The organism is Agrobacterium sp. B1(2019) (assembly GCF_008274755.1).
Taxonomy (GTDB): Bacteria; Pseudomonadota; Alphaproteobacteria; order Rhizobiales; family Rhizobiaceae; genus Agrobacterium; species Agrobacterium salinitolerans.
In genome coordinates this window covers 1,831,652-1,847,221 of record NZ_VTPB01000001.1, presented here as the reverse complement: position 1 = coordinate 1,847,221, position 15,570 = coordinate 1,831,652, and the positions used below count along the sequence as shown (strand labels likewise).

At 61.4% G+C, this 15,570-nt stretch carries 18 protein-coding genes and 1 riboswitch; of the genes, 13 read left to right on the top strand and 5 right to left on the bottom strand.

Annotated elements, in window-relative coordinates; genetic code table 11:
• Positions 1–237 precede the first annotated feature (237 nt).
• Positions 238–849, top strand: a complete 612-nt coding sequence (locus AGR1_RS09260) for a LysE family translocator (protein WP_149146749.1) — start codon at positions 238–240, stop codon at positions 847–849.
• Positions 850–873: 24 nt separating this feature from the next.
• Here the strand turns inward: AGR1_RS09260 and AGR1_RS09255 are convergent, their stop codons facing one another.
• Complete coding sequence (locus AGR1_RS09255) at positions 874–1,701, bottom strand: aldo/keto reductase (protein ID WP_149146748.1); 828 nt, start codon at positions 1,699–1,701, stop codon at positions 874–876.
• Between the two features lie 257 nt (positions 1,702–1,958).
• On the opposite strand from AGR1_RS09255, the gene AGR1_RS09250 reads away from it, so the two are divergent.
• Both AGR1_RS09250 and AGR1_RS09245 read left to right on the top strand, forming a co-directional pair.
• The gene (locus AGR1_RS09250; RefSeq protein ID WP_149146747.1) at positions 1,959–2,666 is read left to right on the top strand and encodes a YafY family protein; all 708 of its coding nucleotides are present in this window, start codon (positions 1,959–1,961) and stop codon (positions 2,664–2,666) included.
• Between the two features lie 48 nt (positions 2,667–2,714).
• Complete coding sequence (locus AGR1_RS09245) at positions 2,715–3,083, top strand: VOC family protein (protein ID WP_149146746.1); 369 nt, start codon at positions 2,715–2,717, stop codon at positions 3,081–3,083.
• A 201-nt stretch (positions 3,084–3,284) separates the two neighbouring features.
• Here the strand turns inward: AGR1_RS09245 and tam are convergent, their stop codons facing one another.
• Positions 3,285–4,055, bottom strand: a complete 771-nt coding sequence (tam, locus tag AGR1_RS09235) for a trans-aconitate 2-methyltransferase (protein WP_149146745.1) — start codon at positions 4,053–4,055, stop codon at positions 3,285–3,287.
• Between the two features lie 335 nt (positions 4,056–4,390).
• Between tam and AGR1_RS09230 the strand changes: the two genes are divergently transcribed.
• On the top strand, positions 4,391–5,272 hold the full coding sequence (locus tag AGR1_RS09230) for a branched-chain amino acid aminotransferase (RefSeq protein WP_149146744.1): 882 nt from the start codon (positions 4,391–4,393) through the stop codon (positions 5,270–5,272).
• A 170-nt stretch (positions 5,273–5,442) separates the two neighbouring features.
• Positions 5,443–7,800 (top strand): methyl-accepting chemotaxis protein, encoded by a 2,358-nt coding sequence (locus AGR1_RS09225; RefSeq protein WP_149146743.1) that lies wholly within the window; start codon positions 5,443–5,445, stop codon positions 7,798–7,800.
• A 40-nt stretch (positions 7,801–7,840) separates the two neighbouring features.
• Here AGR1_RS09225 and AGR1_RS09220 read toward each other — a convergent pair whose 3' ends face one another.
• A complete protein-coding gene (locus tag AGR1_RS09220; protein WP_149146742.1) occupies positions 7,841–8,197 on the bottom strand; it encodes a LysR family transcriptional regulator in 357 nt (118 codons plus the stop codon).
• A 96-nt stretch (positions 8,198–8,293) separates the two neighbouring features.
• Between AGR1_RS09220 and AGR1_RS09215 the strand changes: the two genes are divergently transcribed.
• Positions 8,294–8,836: a GNAT family N-acetyltransferase gene (locus AGR1_RS09215; protein ID WP_149146741.1), complete on the top strand. Its 543-nt coding sequence runs from the start codon at positions 8,294–8,296 to the stop codon at positions 8,834–8,836.
• A 4-nt stretch (positions 8,837–8,840) separates the two neighbouring features.
• Here the strand turns inward: AGR1_RS09215 and AGR1_RS09210 are convergent, their stop codons facing one another.
• The gene (locus AGR1_RS09210) at positions 8,841–9,215 is read right to left on the bottom strand and encodes a hypothetical protein (protein WP_187772095.1); all 375 of its coding nucleotides are present in this window, start codon (positions 9,213–9,215) and stop codon (positions 8,841–8,843) included.
• Between the two features lie 220 nt (positions 9,216–9,435).
• Here AGR1_RS09210 and AGR1_RS09205 point away from each other — a divergent pair, with 220 nt between their 5' ends.
• Positions 9,436–10,038, top strand: coding sequence for a superoxide dismutase (locus AGR1_RS09205; protein ID WP_149146739.1), 603 nt, complete (start codon positions 9,436–9,438; stop codon positions 10,036–10,038).
• Between the two features lie 111 nt (positions 10,039–10,149).
• A complete protein-coding gene (locus tag AGR1_RS09200) occupies positions 10,150–11,019 on the top strand; it encodes a metallophosphoesterase (RefSeq protein WP_149146738.1) in 870 nt (289 codons plus the stop codon).
• A 178-nt stretch (positions 11,020–11,197) separates the two neighbouring features.
• Here AGR1_RS09200 and AGR1_RS09195 read toward each other — a convergent pair whose 3' ends face one another.
• Positions 11,198–11,899 carry a YafY family protein gene (locus tag AGR1_RS09195; protein WP_149146737.1) on the bottom strand — a complete coding sequence of 234 codons (702 nt, stop codon included), beginning with the start codon at positions 11,897–11,899 and terminating at the stop codon, positions 11,198–11,200.
• A 133-nt stretch (positions 11,900–12,032) separates the two neighbouring features.
• Here AGR1_RS09195 and AGR1_RS09190 point away from each other — a divergent pair, with 133 nt between their 5' ends.
• From AGR1_RS09190 to AGR1_RS09170, 5 genes are all read left to right on the top strand, one after another.
• Positions 12,033–12,662: a LysE family translocator gene (locus tag AGR1_RS09190; RefSeq protein ID WP_003522261.1), complete on the top strand. Its 630-nt coding sequence runs from the start codon at positions 12,033–12,035 to the stop codon at positions 12,660–12,662.
• 118 nt (positions 12,663–12,780) lie between these two features.
• Positions 12,781–13,215, top strand: coding sequence for a cytochrome c (locus AGR1_RS09185; protein ID WP_162520410.1), 435 nt, complete (start codon positions 12,781–12,783; stop codon positions 13,213–13,215).
• A gap of 91 nt (positions 13,216–13,306) precedes the next feature.
• Complete coding sequence (locus tag AGR1_RS09180; protein WP_149146736.1) at positions 13,307–14,227, top strand: cytochrome c; 921 nt, start codon at positions 13,307–13,309, stop codon at positions 14,225–14,227.
• Between the two features lie 48 nt (positions 14,228–14,275).
• A riboswitch (cobalamin riboswitch) is annotated at positions 14,276–14,502 on the top strand.
• Positions 14,503–14,662: 160 nt separating this feature from the next.
• Positions 14,663–14,845 carry a CbtB-domain containing protein gene (locus AGR1_RS09175; RefSeq protein WP_149146735.1) on the top strand — a complete coding sequence of 61 codons (183 nt, stop codon included), beginning with the start codon at positions 14,663–14,665 and terminating at the stop codon, positions 14,843–14,845.
• A gap of 11 nt (positions 14,846–14,856) precedes the next feature.
• Positions 14,857–15,567, top strand: coding sequence for a CbtA family protein (locus AGR1_RS09170; RefSeq protein ID WP_080791144.1), 711 nt, complete (start codon positions 14,857–14,859; stop codon positions 15,565–15,567).
• The last annotated feature ends 3 nt before the right edge of the window (positions 15,568–15,570 follow it).

The following is a 15,570-nucleotide window of genomic DNA, read 5'->3' as shown; positions in this document are numbered from 1 at the left end:
TGAAAGGACTCTTCCCGCCGCGCAGACGCGCGCCAACTGGATTCCTGTGACAAGCACAGGAATGAGGGGAGTGGAGTGAGCTGGAATGAACGGAACCGGACGGAACCGGACTAGGCCGACACCATAGCCTCCCACTTTGGCACCGACCTCCGAGCACCAATGCCGCAATTTCATCCAAGACACCCACCCCACGCATCATCATGCTCCTGTCCTCCACCCACAGGACATACCCGCACCATGACACCCGAATTCCTCATCACATCCTTCATTGTCGCTGCCTCTCCCGGAACCGGCGTGGTCTACACGCTCGCCGCCGGTCTTTCGCAGGGGGCGAGGGCGAGCGTCGTCGCGGCCTTTGGTTGCACGCTTGGCATCGTGCCGCATCTGCTCGCCGCCATCACCGGCCTTGCCGCCATCCTGCACACCAGCGCGCTCGTCTTCGGCGTCGTCAAATATCTGGGGGTCGCCTATCTTCTCTACATGGCGTGGAACACGCTGCGGGAGGAGGGTGCGCTGAAGATCGACGATACCAGAGAACCCCGGAAGGCCGCCCGCATCATCGGCGAGGCGATTCTCATCAATTTGCTGAACCCGAAATTGTCGATCTTCTTTTTCGCCTTTCTACCGCAGTTCATCGCGCCGGATGAGGCTTTGCCGACATGGCGCATGATAGATCTCGGGCTGATCTTCATGGCCATGACGTTTCTGGTCTTTGCGCTTTATGGCTGTTTCGCCGCCTCGGTCCGGCGGCAGGTGGTGTCGCGCCCGGCGGTCCTCGCCTGGCTGCGGCGCAGCTTCGCGGCCGCTTTCGTGGCGCTGGGTGCGAAGCTGGCCTTGACCGAACGATGAGACCAGAGCGGAGGGGAGGCCGCCTCAGTCGTCCCAATCGGGTGCGAGGTGGCCGGGATTGACGATACGGCCATTCGGCTTTGCAAGCGCGTGGATCGCCCGCATTTCCTCTTCCGTCAGCGCAAAATCGAAGATGTCGAAGTTCTCCTTCAGGCGGCTTTCGGTCGCCGTCTTGGAAAGCGCCACGATATCCGGCTGCTGCACCGCCCAGCGCAGGGTCACCTGCGCGGCGGTCTTGCCGTGTTTTGCGCCGATATCCTTCAGCACGGGATCGTTCGGCACCTTGCCGTCGGCCATCAGATAATAGGCCGTCACCGACATTCCGTGCTTGCGCGCCGCCGAAATCACCTTCGTCTGGTCGAGATAGGGGTGATATTCGACCTGGTTGGTGGCAAGCGGCGTGTCGGACAGTTTCACCGCCTCTTCGGTCAGCGCCACGTTGAAGTTGGAAATGCCGATATTGCGCGCCTTGCCGGCCTTGCGCACCGCGTTCAGCGCGCCCATGCGCTCAGCAAGCGGCACATCGCTCTTCGGCCAGTGCAAGAGCAGCAGATCGACATAGTCGGTCTTCAGCTTCACAAGGCTTTCATCGACGGAAGCGAGAAAATCGTCGTGGCGGAAGCGGTCCACCCAGACCTTGGTGGTCAGAAAGATATCATGCCGGGAAATGCCCGATTGCGCGATGACCTCGCCGACGGCGCCTTCGTTCTTGTAAATCTGCGCGGTATCGATATGGCGGAAGCCAAGTTTCATCGCTTCCGGCAGAATGCGCCTGACATCGTCTTCCGGAATGCGGAAGGTGCCGAAACCGAGGGCGGGAATATTCGCGCCATTCGCGCTGACGTCGTACATGGGTGTCTCTCCTGTTTGCTGAAAACATGGCCAGCCGAAGCGGCCGATGGGGAAGCCGTCTTTTATTAACTGGTGTCCGCGTGGTTGGTTTCAACCCGGCGGCGCGATCATATCAACATGCAATCCGCCGGGCGCAGAGCAGCCGGTCGCGCAAACTGTTTTTTGCACGGTTGCACCCGGCGGCGCGCGGCGTTACGCGTCTATCGCCGGGATGGCTTCCGGCATGATCCGACGATGCGGATGGAAGGAAATCTAGCGTGTCACGCTCACAACGGCTTCTCGATCTGTTGCAGATCCTGCGCTGCCACCGCTTGCCGGTCAGCGGCGCGGCCCTTGCCGCGCAAACCGGCGTCAGCCTGCGCACGCTCTACCGCGATATAGCGACGCTTCAGGCGCAGGGCGCGGATATCGAGGGCGAGGCGGGCGTGGGTTATGTGCTGCGTCCCGGTTTCCTGTTGCCACCGCTGATGTTTTCGCAGCAGGAGATCGAGGCGCTGGTACTCGGCTCGCGCTGGGTGGCGGGTCGCGCCGATGCGGGATTGGCGCAGGCCGCCCGCGCCGCTCTCGTCAAGATCGGCGCCGTCCTGCCCGATGCGCTGCGCGAGGAACTCGATCATTCCACCCTGCTTGTCGGTCCGGGGCAGGGCCTTGCCGCCATCCATGTCGATCTGGCGGCCATTCGCGATACGATCCGTAAGGAAAGCAGGGTCGCCATGACCTATCGCGATGAAAAGGGAGACGTGACGGAACGGGTGATCTGGCCTTTCGCGCTTGCTTTTTTTGATCTGGTGCGGGTGGTGCTGGGCTGGTGCGAGACACGGCAGGACTACCGCAATTTCCGGGCCGACCGCATCGAAGATTTCCGTCCCCTCGACAGCCGTTATCCGCGCCGCCGCCAGGCGCTGCTGAAAGAATGGCGCGAACGGGAAAAACAGCGGCGGCGGCATCATGCTGACAAAAACTGACAGCAGCGGGGTCTAGAAACCGTTCATCCGCAACACAGGAGAACAGCCATGACCCACCCTGATTTCACCATCCTTTACGTCGACAACCCGCCGGCCAGCACCGAATTTTACAAGGCCCTGCTGGGGGCGGAGCCGGTCGAAGCCTCGCCGACATTCTCGCTCTTCGTGCTTGCCAACGGCATGAAGCTCGGCCTCTGGTCTCGGCACACCGTGGAGCCGAAGGCATCCGTCACGGGTGGCGGCGGCGAGCTTGCCTTCCGCGTTGAAAACAATATGCGGGTGGACGAGATTTTTGCAGATTGGAAGGCAAGAGGTATTGCCATGCTGCAGCAGCCCGCGAAAATGGAATTCGGCTACACCTTCACGGCCGCCGACCCGGACAGCCACCGCCTCCGGATCTATGCCTTTGCTGGTTAAACACTGGTGTTTAGGCCGGTTGGATTCCACGCTCTCCTCATCCCTGTGCTTGTCACAGGGATCCAGTCGGCGCGCGTCTGCGCGGCGAGAAAAGTCCTTTCAGCCCATGGGCTTGGGCTGGCTGGATTCCTGTGCCTGTCACAGGAATGAGGGCGGTGGGGAGGCGTCCGCGTGCGACAATCCCACGTCGCGTCTGATGCCCTACTTCTTCACCGCCACCACAAAAAGCCGTGGAAAGCGCAGGAGCAAACGGCCGTCCGCCATCGGCGGATAGGCCGCCGTGATGCGCCGCGTGTAATCGGCGAGGAAGGCTTCGCGGTTTTCCTCGCCGACGGCGGTGAGATAGGGGCGTAGTCCCGTGCCCTTGACCCATTCGACGATGCTTTCCGCATCCTTCATCGGATGATTATAGATGGTGTGCCACACATCCACCCGCGCGGATTTCGGTGTCAGCACATCGAAATAATCCGAAGGCGCGGGCAGGGGTTTGCGGCGCAGCCCGCCATCTGCGAACGTGTCCTTCCACGAACCGTTCGCTCCAGTCTCCTCCATGGCACGATGCGTCGGCTCCTGCAGGTTGTCAGGCATTTGCACGGCCAGAACGCCGCCGCTTTCCAGTTGGTCCATCAGTTGCGAAAGAACGGCGAGATGATCCGGCACCCATTGGAACACGGCATTGGCGTAAAGCAGGTCTGCCTTCTGCGCCGGCTTCCACGTGGCAAGATCGGCCTTTCCGAAACTGGTGGTGGGCAGCCGGTCCGCCGCCTTTTCCAGCATGTCGTCATCGCTGTCGATGCCGGTAATGACATTGACGCCGTAACGGTCGGTGAGAAGCTCGGTGGAATTGCCGGGGCCGCAGCCGAGGTCATAGCCGTTCAGCACCCGCTCCAGCGGCACCTGCGCCAGAAGATCCCGCGCGGGACGCGTCCGCTCGTCTTCGAATTTCAGATATTGCTGTGCGGACCATACCATTATTTTTCTCCTGCAGACTGCCGTCAGATCCTCAGCATCGCATGGGCCGAATTGCCCCGCCATCATCCGATCAATGAATTATGGTGATGAATTCATTCATCAAGCTTTTGTTTCACCTTATAAAACGTACCTGCAGGGCCGTCGCTTTGTTATTTTCCATCAAAATCAGAAATCACTGCAATTAAAACTTGACCTCGTCAGGGGAGAGGCATTCACTCCGGCCGATTTCCAGCACATGCCCCGTTGAGCGCGCGCAGCGTTCTTCATCCGGCAATGCATCAGAAAAAAAGACGGAGCGTTTTACCGAACGAAAACGCTTGAGACAGGAGACCATTATGAGCGTCGATACCGCACCCCGATCAACCACCTGGACCTATGTTGACGGTCAATGGCTGCCCGGCAATCCGCCGCTGATCGGCCCGACCTCGCATGCCATGTGGCTGGCCTCCACGGTATTCGACGGCGCCCGCTGGTTCGATGGCGTGGCGCCCGATCTCGATCTGCACTGCCAGCGCGTCAATCGCTCCGCCGTCAATATGGGCATGAAGCCGACCATGACGGCCGAGGAGATCGCGTCCCTGGCGCTGGAAGGCGTCAAGAAATTCGACGGCAAGACGGCGATCTATATCAAGCCGATGTACTGGGCCGAACACGGCATGCCTGGCAGCGTCGTGGCGCCCGATGCCGGTTCCACCCGGTTTGCGCTCTGCCTTTTCGAAGCGCCGATGGACGCCGGCAAGCCGCTGACGCTCACCGTTTCGCCGCTGCGCCGCCCTTCGCCGGAAACCGCCATGACCGACGCCAAGGCCGGCAGCCTTTATCCCAATAGCGGCCGCGCCATTCTGGAAGCACGCTCGCGCGGTTTCGACAATGCCCTGATGCGCGACATGAACGGCAATGTCGCCGAATCCGCCTCGGCCAATATCTTCATGGTCAAGGACGGCGTCGTCCTTACCCCGGTTCCCAACCGCACCTTCCTTGCCGGCATCACCCGTTCGCGCGTGATCGGCCTTCTGCGCCAGGCCGGTTTCGACGTGCGCGAAGCGACGCTTTCGGTCGAGGATTTCCGCAAAGCCGATGAAATCTTCTGCTCCGGCAATTATTCCAAGGTTTCGCCCGTCGTGAAGCTCGATGATCGCGAATTGCAGGCAGGCCCCGTCGCCCGCAAGGCGCTCGATCTCTACATGGACTGGGCGCGTCTCGGCGCGGATGTTTAAGGCCGGGTAAACCCCATAGTTTCAAAAGGCCGCGGCGGGCTCATCCCTGCCGCGGCCTTTTATTTTGAACAGCATTATTTCCCATAAAAATTCAGGGGAATTTAATCCAATTTTAGAGGACCACACGCTAGCTTGCGGCATTACCGATCCGGGCTAATGGGGGCCGCCAAATGTCTTTCAGCATACGTAATATACTTGTGGGATTTTTTTTGCTCGTCGGCATCGCGCTGGCGGGCTTCGTGGGCAACGGCATGTTGCAGTCCGTGCAGCGTGCCCGCAGCTTTTCGGAGGTGGCGCAGCTCGTTTCACTGGACAGGCTGCTTTTCAACGCCTTGCTGAACTTTCGCAGTGAACGCGGCAACAGTGCCTCGGCGCTGACGGTCGACCCGGCGAAGACGGCCAATACCATCGCCAGCGTGCAGGCGTCGCGCCAGAAGGTGGATGCCGCCATGGGCGCCTTTCTCGAACAGTCCGCCGCGCTCGATCAGGCTGGCCTCAAGGCCCCGCTTGCCCGCGTGAAGGATATCTACACGCAATTCCTGGAGCTGCGCAAAAAGGTTGACGCCAACGTGACCCTGCCGCTCGACCGTCGTGAAAACGGGCTGGACAAGACCGTGCTGGCGCTCGGCCAGGATTTCCTGACGGCGCTAGAAGCGGGCTCGACGGCGGTGGAAGGTGAGGTTCGTTCGCTGGACCAGAGCCTGACCGGCCTCATCCAGTTACGGTCCTATGGCTGGTCGGCGCGAGCGCTCGGCGGCAGCGCCACCGTTGTCATCAATGCGGTCGTGGCCCAGCAGCGGCCGCTGACCCCGCAGGAAACCCAGCAGCTTGGCAATTTCGATGCCGGCGCGGCCTTTGCCTGGAAAGCCACCGGAGACCTTGTCGCGCATGAATCAACGCCGAAGGCACTGAAAGATACCTATGCCGTTGCCGACAGAACCTATTTCAAGGGTGATTTCGTCACGCAGCGCGCAAAGCTGATCGACGATCTGAACAATGGCCGCACGCCAACCTTCACCATCGATACATGGCGCAATACGGTCACCGAAAGCCTCGATACGGTTGCGAAAATCGCCTCCGAAGCGATGGATGTTCTCAATGCCAATGCCGAAAAGGCCAGACAGGACGCCTTTATCGGCGCGATGATCTATCTCGCCGCGTTCATCCTCACACTTGGCGTCTGCATTCTCTGCCTTGCCGTCATCGTCGGCCGCGTCACCCGTCCCATCAGCCGCCTGACAAAGGCGATGATGGAATTGTCCACCGGCAATCTGACCATCGATGTGCCCGGCGCAAAACGCGGTGACGAGATCGGCGAGATGGCCCGCGCCGTGGAAATCTTCCGCGAGGCGGCCGTCCGTAACAGGCAGCTGGAAGCGGACGCCGTCGCCAACCGGGAGCAGGCCGAACGCGACCGGGCCGAACTGCAGCAGCGTGCGGAGGCGGAGGCCGAAGAGCGGCTCAATCAGGCGACCGGTTCGCTGGCCGGCGGTCTTCGCCGGCTTGCCTCCGGTGATATGGTCTGCGAGATTGCCACACCCTTCGCCCCGCAATTCGAGGCGCTGCGGCACGATTTCAACAGTTCCGTGCACCAGCTGCGCGAGGCGCTCAGCAGCGTCGGCCAGTCCGTACAGACGGTGAATGGCGGCGCACACGAGGTGTCGTCGGCCTCCGACGATCTTTCCCGCCGCACCGAGCAGCAGGCCGCTTCTCTCGAAGAAACCGCCGCTGCGCTGGAAGAGATCACCGCCAATGTTTCCGCCACCTCCAAACGGGCGAGCGACGCGCGAGACACGGTGCGTGAGGCAAGGACAAAGGCCGATCTTTCCGGCAAGGTGGTGCGCGATGCCGTCGCCGCCATGGAGCGCATCGAACATTCCTCGCGCCAGATCGGCCAGATCATCGGCGTCATCGACGAAATCGCCTTCCAGACCAACCTTTTGGCGCTGAATGCCGGCGTCGAGGCGGCAAGGGCGGGTGATGCGGGCAAGGGCTTTGCCGTCGTCGCACAGGAAGTGCGCGAGCTGGCGCAGCGCTCCGCCAACGCCGCCAAGGAAATCAAGCAGCTCATCACCGCGTCAGCCGTTGCGGTGGGTGAAGGCGTGAAGCTGGTGGCCGATACCGGCGTCGGGCTTTCCGAGATCGAGCAGCTGGTGCTTTCCGTCAACAGCCATATGGACGCCATCGCGACCGCAGCACAGGAACAGTCGGCCGGCCTTTCCGAGGTCAATACGGCCGTCAACCACATGGATCAGGCCACGCAGCAAAATGCCGCCATGGTCGAGGAAATGAATGCGGCCGGCGCCGGTCTTGCGCAGGAATGCGCCAATCTCCACGCCTTGCTTGCGCAATTCCAGCTCGGCCAGCAGGCCTCGGCACTGCGGGAAACGGCACGGCATATGCAGCGCGCCGCAAGCCCGGCCCACGCGCCCGCCGCATCGGTCGCACCGGCGCGGAAGGCTCGCCCCGTTGCTGCACGCGGCAATGCGGCGCTGGCCGTGAAGGGGGATGAGTGGACGGAGTTTTGAGTTTTGCAAGCGAGGTCCGCGTCATCAAATGGCGCGGGCCTCACCGTTTCCGCACATCCGGCAACGCCGCGACAAGCGCCCGAAGCGGCGCAGTCATGTGCTTGTCGCGTCGCATCGCCAGCGCGATCCGCCTTTCAAGCGGCGGTTCGAGTGAGCGCCATTCGAGCCCGGACGCCGCACCTTCATGCTCCATCGCCATGCGCGGCACGATGGCAAGCCCGAGGCCCGCGCCTGCGAGCTTCTTGATCGCCCGCACGCCGAGCTGCTTTTCAAGCAGCCTTATATGCAGGCTGATGGCCGGCTGAGTCAGCTCCGCCTTGTCGGCGGCGGCGGAAAAACTGCCGAGATCGGCCACATCCATGAAGCTGCGCAGCTGCCGCAGGTCGAGGTCCATCATCAAAGAAAACCTTATCGTTTGTATAAGATAGATAATCTTTATTTTGGCTGCGCCGCAATGCACAATGACGGCGTGAATGATCCGCAGGACAAGAGAATGACCCTTTCCACCGTTTCCAGCATTACGATCCGCCCCTGCGAAGAGGCGGATATTCCAGCCATTGCCGAAATTTACCGGGACGCCGTGCTGCACGGCCGCGCGAGCTTCGAGATCGATCCGCCAAGCGTGGAGACGATGGCCGAGCGCCGCCGCCTTCTGGTGGAGGGCAATTACCCCTATATCGTCGCCGAATGCGATGGAAAGATAGCCGGATATGCCTATGCCGGCGCTTATCGCCCCCGCCCGGCCTATGGCGCGGCGGTGGAGAATTCCGTTTATATCGATCCGGCCATGAAGGGCATGGGCATTGGCCGCAAGCTGCTCGATGCGTTGATAGAGGCGGCGACCGCGCGCGGCTTCCGGCAGATGATCGCCGTGATCGGCGACAGCGCCAACGCCGCCTCGATCGGCGTGCACCGCGCCGCCGGTTTCGAGTATGTCGGCACCTTCAAATCCATTGGTTGGAAACATGGCCAATGGCTGGATACGGTGCTGATGCAGCGTGCGCTGGGCGAGGGTGACACCACGCCGCGCCTTTGAACGATCAGGGCTTGGTGGAGCCGGGGATTTCCACCTTCAGCGTGTCGCCGGAAAGCTCGCTGCCCAGCTCCACGGCCTTGGTCTTCTTGTCGTAGACGCAGATATGGCTAACGGTCGCATCCGCGCCCCCACTCTTCCCGGTGAGTTTGGCCTTGCCGGTCAGGATGGCGAGGCCGTAATTCTCGCTGCCGACGGGATCGACCACCGCCTTGGCGTCCTCGATCATGTCGCTGGCGCTGGCAATGCAGGCCGTCTGCACATCCGCGACGAATTCTTTCCAGGCATCGTCCGAGGATGCGGCGGCAGGGAGTGCCAGCGATGACAGGGCGGTGAAGAGGAGGATGGAGCGGATCAAGGAGCGCGAGTTGGGACGGGTCATGGAATTTCCTTCCTGCAATCTCGGCAAAAGCGAACCGATAGGGTGAAAAACGGTACGCCGGGGTTGTGAAACAAATATGGTGGCTGCCGGCGCGAGAGGAATTTTCTCCTTTGGCGGAACATTTTGATATTTCACAGGTTGCCCAAATGGAGCTTCGCTCCTATGGTCCGCTCACACGGTTTCTAGGAGCGGTAACCCGCTGCAAAAAGGAGTAAAAACCATGGCCTTCGAACTTCCCGAACTCCCTTACGACTACGACGCGCTTGCACCCTACATGTCGCGCGAGACGCTCGAGTTCCATCACGACAAGCACCACAAGGCTTACGTCGACAACGGCAACAAGCTGGCGGCTGAAGCAGGTCTTTCCGACCTGTCGCTCGAAGAAGTCGTGAAGAAGTCCTTTGGCACCAATGCCGGTCTCTTCAACAACGCCGCGCAGCATTACAACCACGTCCATTTCTGGAAGTGGATGAAGAAGGGCGGCGGCGGCAACAAGCTGCCGGGCAAGCTCGAGCAGGCGATTGCGTCCGATCTCGGCGGTTACGACAAGTTCAAGGCCGATTTCATCGCTGCCGGCACGACGCAGTTCGGCTCCGGCTGGGCATGGCTCTCCGTCAAGAACGGCAAGCTTGAAATTTCCAAGACCCCGAACGGCGAAAACCCGCTGGTTCACGGTGCAGAGCCGATCCTCGGCGTCGACGTCTGGGAACATTCCTACTACATCGACTACCGCAACCTGCGTCCGAAGTACCTCGAAGCCTTCGTCGACAGCCTCATCAACTGGGACTACGTCCTGGAGCGTTACGAAGCCGCCGCCAAGTAAGGCTTGCGGAACGGAATTTTCGAACACCCGGCCTCTGTGCCGGGTGTTCTGCTTTTGGGATGTCGTCCGCTGTCACAAGCCTGTCATCCGCCGGGTTTATCGCGGCGCATCATGACTGAAAAAATCACGCCTCTCTTCTCCTTCGGCATTGTCGCCGATCCCCAATATGCCGATGCCGCTCCGCGCCCCGAGATGGGTCGTTATTACGCCGAGAGCCCGAAAAAGCTCGCAGACGCGATCGACGCCTTCAACCGCGAGGAGCTGGCCTTCGTGGTGACGCTCGGCGATATCATCGATCGCGGCTTCGAAAACTTCGATGCGATCCTTGCTGTTTACGACGGGCTTCGCCACCGCTCGGTGCTGCTGCCGGGCAATCACGATTTCGCCGTCGCCGCCGAGCATTTGCCGGCTATCCACGCCCGCCTCGGCATGTCCGCCCCCTGGCATGATTTTTCCATCGGCGACATCCGTTTCGTCGTGCTTGACGGCAATGAGGTCAGCCTGTTCGCCCCGCCGCCCGGCGATCTGCGTCGGACGCTTGCAGCAGACCGGCTGAAGCGCCTGGCGGATGCCGGTGCAATCAATGCGCAGGACTGGAACGCCTCGCTCAGCGATGAACAGTTCGAATGGCTGCGGGCCGTTCTGCAAAAGGCGGATGCGGCGGGCGAAAAAGTGGTCATCCTCTGCCACTATCCTGTCTATCCCGAAAACGCCCACAACATGTGGGACGCGCCGCGCATTCTAGAACTTCTCGGCTCCCACCCATCGGTTGTCGCGTGGTTCAATGGCCATAATCACGAGGGCAATTACGGCCTGTTGGGCAATACCCACTTCGTGAATTTCAAGGGCATGGTCGATACGCCCGACCAGAACACCTTCGCCATCGCCGATGTCTTTGCTGACCGAATCGTCATTCGCGGTTTTGGGCGGGAGGAGGATCGCCTGCTGGAGTATTTGCAGCAGAACGCTGCCGTGCTTTGAGGCCAGACGCCCCCCGCCCTCATTCCTGTGCGCGTCACAGGAATCCAGCCAGCCCAAGTCCTTGGGCTGAAAAGAGTCCTCTCGCCGCGCAGACGCGCGTCGACTGGATTCCTGTGACAAGCACAGGAATGAGGGCGGGGAGGGGTGTTCCGACACATAACAAGGGCTGCGCGCTGCACTAAATTCTGTTTCCCAACTGGTTGCTCTGCCAGCCGCTCATCCACAATTGCCGCAGCTTTTCTCCTTCCAGCTTGAAGAAGCTGCCGGTCGTTTCGCAGCTCAGCACCCGGTCCGAGCGGAAATTGCGGATCGCCTGCCGCAATTCGCACCAGGCGACGATATTCACCGTCTCCGAATAATAGATCACCGCAATCGGCCGAACCCACCGCTGCGTCTCCGCGCCGGCTTCATCGCGATAGGTGATCTCCAGCTTCTCCTCGTCGCGCACCGCCCGCCGGACCGTCGCAAGATCGACGCCGGCGGGGGAGGGCGCGATGCTGCCCCAGGCGTGGAGGGCATTGGCGGAGAGGGTTTTCGACAGGGGTTCGGGCAGGGATGCGGCGATCTTGTCGCTGACCTGCCTTGCCGCCTGCCGCAACTCGCTATCGCCGGTGCGCGCCACCATGGCAAGCGCCAGCACGATCGCCTCCGTCTCTTCGATGGAAAACATCAGCGGCGGCAGGTTAAAGCCGGGACGCAGGATGTAACCGACGCCGCGTTCCCCTTCGATGGGCACGCGCATGGTCTGAAGCGCTGCTATGTCGCGATAAACCGAGCGCACCGTCACCTCCAGCGCCTCGGCAATCGTCTGCGCGGTGACAGGCCTGCGCGCCACCCGCAGGATCTGGATGATCTCGAACAGTCTCGACGCCTTGCGCATTGCCGTTTTCCCGGTGGATTTCCCCACGCAACTGACACAACGCTGTCAGTTGGCTTTTCCTATAAACGAAAAAACACATTGAGAAACATGGGATTTCCCGAATGTGTCGTGAACCGTTTTGGGAGATACTGACATGAGTTACGCCGAAAATCTCTGGCTTTTCTTTCTGGTCCTGTTCGGCATCATCATCCTGCCGGGCATGGATATGCTGTTCGTGCTGGCAAGCGCGCTGACGGGCGGCAAGAGAACCGGCCTTTCCGCTGCAAGCGGCATGAGCGCCGGCGGCATCGTGCATTCGCTTTACGGCGCCCTGGGCGTCGGCATGTTGGCCGCCTGGATGCCGTCGCTGTTCCTGCCGCTTCTGGTTTTCGGCGCCGCCTATATGATCTGGATCGGCATCGGCCTGATGCGCAGCGCGATTGTCGTGAACGGGGATGAAGCGCAGGCGAGCGCTTCGGTCAGAAAGGCCTTCTGGCGGGCGGTGCTGACCTGCCTTTCCAATCCGAAAGCCTATCTGTTCATGATGGCGATCTATCCGCAATTCCTCAAGCCGGCCTATGGCCCGATCTGGATGCAGGGGCTGGTGATGGGCGCGATGGTGGCGGTCACGCAGTTCACGGTCTATGGCGCGCTGGCGCTGACGGCGGATAAAAGCCGGGCATGGCTGGTTTCTTCGCCCGCCGCCACGATCTTCATCGGCCGCGCCGCCGGTTTCATGCTGATTGCCGCAGCGCTGCTGACATTGTGGGAGGCCCTGTCTTAGGCTTCTGTTTTCACGATGGAATTCACCGCAATGTGACTTCTTTTCGCCATCCGGAAAGGGCATCCTCGCGCCGTTCCATCTAGCGCCCGGTGTCCCGGCCGGAATCAAGGAGAGTTGCATGAAACTGAAAACCATCACGGCGGCCATGTTGTTCGGCTGTCTTTGCGCCGGAGCGGTCTACGCTGCCGGCGAAGTCGAAAAACGTGAAGGCATGATGAAGCAGATCGGTGGGGCGATGGGTTCGCTTGCCGCCATCTCCAAGGGTGAAAAGCCCTTTGACGCCGATACCGTCAAGACTGCCGTAACCACCATCGGCGCCAATGCCAAGGCTTTCCCGGACCAGTTCCCCGTGGGCTCAGAGACCGGCAGCGCGGCTGCTCCCGCCATCTGGGAAAACTTCGACGACTTCAAGGCCAAGGCCGCCAAGCTCGGCACGGATGCGGACATGGTTCTCGCCAATCTCCCCACCGATCAGGCCGGCGTCGCCACCGCCATGAAGACGCTCGGCGCCGATTGCGGCGCATGCCACCAGACCTATCGTCTGAAGAAGTAGTCGCAGCACTTTGAAAACGCCGCTTCCCGGCGGCGTTTTCTCAAGGCACGAAAGACATCTGACCGGATCAGGTGAGAATGGGGAGAGGGGCATGTCCTCCATCTGGACGAAACTCGTCGGCGGGGCCGTCGTCGCGGCCATTGCGGGCTACGGCATCTTCGCCTGGGTTACCGCGCCGCAGCGGCAGGCGCCGAGCCATTGGGTGAGCCTGGGCGAACCGGATCTGGCCAATGGCGAAACGCTGTTCTGGGCGGGCGGCTGCGCAAGCTGTCATGCAGCACCCGACGCGAAGGGCGAGGCGCTGTTGACGCTTTCGGGCGGGCAGGCGCTGAAAAGCCCCTTCGGCACCTTCCATGTCCCCAATATTTCCTCTGATCCGCAGCATGGCATCGGCGGCTGGACGCTGGCGGAATTCGGCGATGCGATGACGCGCGGTGTGGGCAGGAACGGCGAACATCTCTACCCGTCCTTTCCCTATGCCTCCTATGCCCGTATGACGCAGAAGGACGTCAACGATCTCTTCGGTTATCTGAAAGCCCTGCCGGCCAGCCAGAACGATGCGCCGGATCATGACCTGCCGTTCCCCTTCAACCTTCGCATGGTGCTGGGCGGCTGGAAATTCCTTTATTTCGACCCCTCGGCGCGGCCCCGCGTCGAGCTTGCCGATGCCAATGCCGAATTGCTGCGCGGCCAATATCTGGTGGAAGGGCCGGGCCACTGCGGCGAATGCCACACGCCGCGCAACGCGCTTGGCGGTTTTCTGAAAGACAAGTGGCTGGCCGGCGGCCCCAATCCGGAAGGCGAGGGCCGTATTCCCGACATTACCCCCGGCTCGCAAAGCATCGGCAGCTGGGCCAAAGCGGATATCGCCAGCTATCTGGAAACCGGCTTCACCCCGGAATTCGACAGCGTCGGCGGCTCGATGGTCAAGGTGCAGCAGAATATGGCGCATCTGACGGCCGAAGACCGCGATGCGATTTCTGCCTATCTGAAGGCCATACCGGCGCGGTAGAGCGCCCCCGGGGACGTGTGCGCCCATTGACTCCCAGGCCCGCCCATCGGATAACAATCCTGTGATGGTTCCTTCCGGGCGTTCCGGAAGGTGAAAAGGGAACACGATAGGGAGAAATCCTCATTCGTGGCTGCCCCCGCAACTGTGAGCGGAGAGCCTGAAACGAAATGCCACTGGCAACATCTCGTCCCCATTCAAGGCGAGGGCGATGCCGGGAAGGTGTTTCAGGTTTTGACCCGTAAGCCAGGAGACCTGCCATCACGGAAATATCCATGCCGGCGGGGTGTCCGGAAGAGCGGAATTTCAGGGTGGCGGGATCGACGCCTCCCTGTGTCAGTCTCGTATCCCCGTGGTGAAGTGTATCATAGCGGTTCGACGGCCCTTTGCCGTCCGGCCGCGTCCAAAGGCGCGGGGTCGCGCCGGAGAGGGGTCACCATGTCCATTAACCAGAATACGGCCAACGCGGCCGCGTCTGCAAAATCAGCCAGCTTCGCGCAGTCGCTCACCGCGATCGTGCTTGGTCTGTTCGTCGTCGGTTTTGTCGGCTTTTCGCGTGTGGAAGCCGTTCACAATGCAGCGCACGACACGCGTCATGCCAATGCCTTCCCCTGCCATTGAGGGGAAGTAGCATGTCGTTTTTCCGAAATATCGTCTTTACCGCCGTGCTCGTCGGCATTGTTGGTGGCTTCGCTGTCTCGGCCATGCAGGCTGTCGGCACCACGCCGCTCATCCTTCAGGCGGAAACCTTTGAAAGCGCCGGCGAAGCGCCGCACAGTCATGATGCGCCGGCGCCTGGCGTTGCGGCTCCCGCCCATGAGCACAATGAAGAGGCCTGGGCTCCGGCCGATGGTTTTGAGCGCACGGCTTACACTGTCGCTGCCAATGTGCTGACCGCCATCGGTTACGCGCTGGTGCTGACTGGCCTCATGTCGCTGCGCGGCACCAATACCGGCTGGCGTGAAGGCCTTCTCTGGGGTGTCGCCGGTTTTGCGGCCGTCATGCTCGCACCGATGATCGGCCTGCCGCCGGAACTGCCGGGTAGCCCGGCCGCAGCCCTTGAGGCCCGGCAGATCTGGTGGCTCGCAACCGTTGCCGCAACTGCCGGCGGCATCGCCCTGATCGCGTTTCGGCGCGAACCCTGGGCCATCGCTCTGGCGCTGGTGTTGATCGTCGCACCGCATGTGGTGGGCGCGCCCCTGCCGCCGGAAGGCGAACATGCGCTGGCGCCGCTGCCGCTGGAACGTCAGTTCATCGTCGCCGCCACCGTGACCAGCTTCGTCTTCTGGGCTTTGCTCGGAACATTGAGCGCGTTTTTCCTGAAGCGCTTCCAAGAGGCTTGAAAC

Coding starts and splice junctions, on each gene's coding strand:
- AGR1_RS09260 (WP_149146749.1), top strand. CDS start 238: ATGACACCCGAATTCCTCATCACATCCTTCATTGTCGCTGCCTCTCCC.
- AGR1_RS09255 (WP_149146748.1), bottom strand. CDS start 1,701: ATGTACGACGTCAGCGCGAATGGCGCGAATATTCCCGCCCTCGGTTTC.
- AGR1_RS09245 (WP_149146746.1), top strand. CDS start 2,715: ATGACCCACCCTGATTTCACCATCCTTTACGTCGACAACCCGCCGGCC.
- tam (WP_149146745.1), bottom strand. CDS start 4,055: ATGGTATGGTCCGCACAGCAATATCTGAAATTCGAAGACGAGCGGACG.
- AGR1_RS09230 (WP_149146744.1), top strand. CDS start 4,391: ATGAGCGTCGATACCGCACCCCGATCAACCACCTGGACCTATGTTGAC.
- AGR1_RS09225 (WP_149146743.1), top strand. CDS start 5,443: ATGTCTTTCAGCATACGTAATATACTTGTGGGATTTTTTTTGCTCGTC.
- AGR1_RS09220 (WP_149146742.1), bottom strand. CDS start 8,197: ATGATGGACCTCGACCTGCGGCAGCTGCGCAGCTTCATGGATGTGGCC.
- AGR1_RS09215 (WP_149146741.1), top strand. CDS start 8,294: ATGACCCTTTCCACCGTTTCCAGCATTACGATCCGCCCCTGCGAAGAG.
- AGR1_RS09210 (WP_187772095.1), bottom strand. CDS start 9,215: ATGACCCGTCCCAACTCGCGCTCCTTGATCCGCTCCATCCTCCTCTTC.
- AGR1_RS09205 (WP_149146739.1), top strand. CDS start 9,436: ATGGCCTTCGAACTTCCCGAACTCCCTTACGACTACGACGCGCTTGCA.
- AGR1_RS09200 (WP_149146738.1), top strand. CDS start 10,150: ATGACTGAAAAAATCACGCCTCTCTTCTCCTTCGGCATTGTCGCCGAT.
- AGR1_RS09195 (WP_149146737.1), bottom strand. CDS start 11,899: ATGCGCAAGGCGTCGAGACTGTTCGAGATCATCCAGATCCTGCGGGTG.
- AGR1_RS09190 (WP_003522261.1), top strand. CDS start 12,033: ATGAGTTACGCCGAAAATCTCTGGCTTTTCTTTCTGGTCCTGTTCGGC.
- AGR1_RS09185 (WP_162520410.1), top strand. CDS start 12,781: ATGAAACTGAAAACCATCACGGCGGCCATGTTGTTCGGCTGTCTTTGC.
- AGR1_RS09180 (WP_149146736.1), top strand. CDS start 13,307: ATGTCCTCCATCTGGACGAAACTCGTCGGCGGGGCCGTCGTCGCGGCC.
- AGR1_RS09175 (WP_149146735.1), top strand. CDS start 14,663: ATGTCCATTAACCAGAATACGGCCAACGCGGCCGCGTCTGCAAAATCA.
- AGR1_RS09170 (WP_080791144.1), top strand. CDS start 14,857: ATGTCGTTTTTCCGAAATATCGTCTTTACCGCCGTGCTCGTCGGCATT.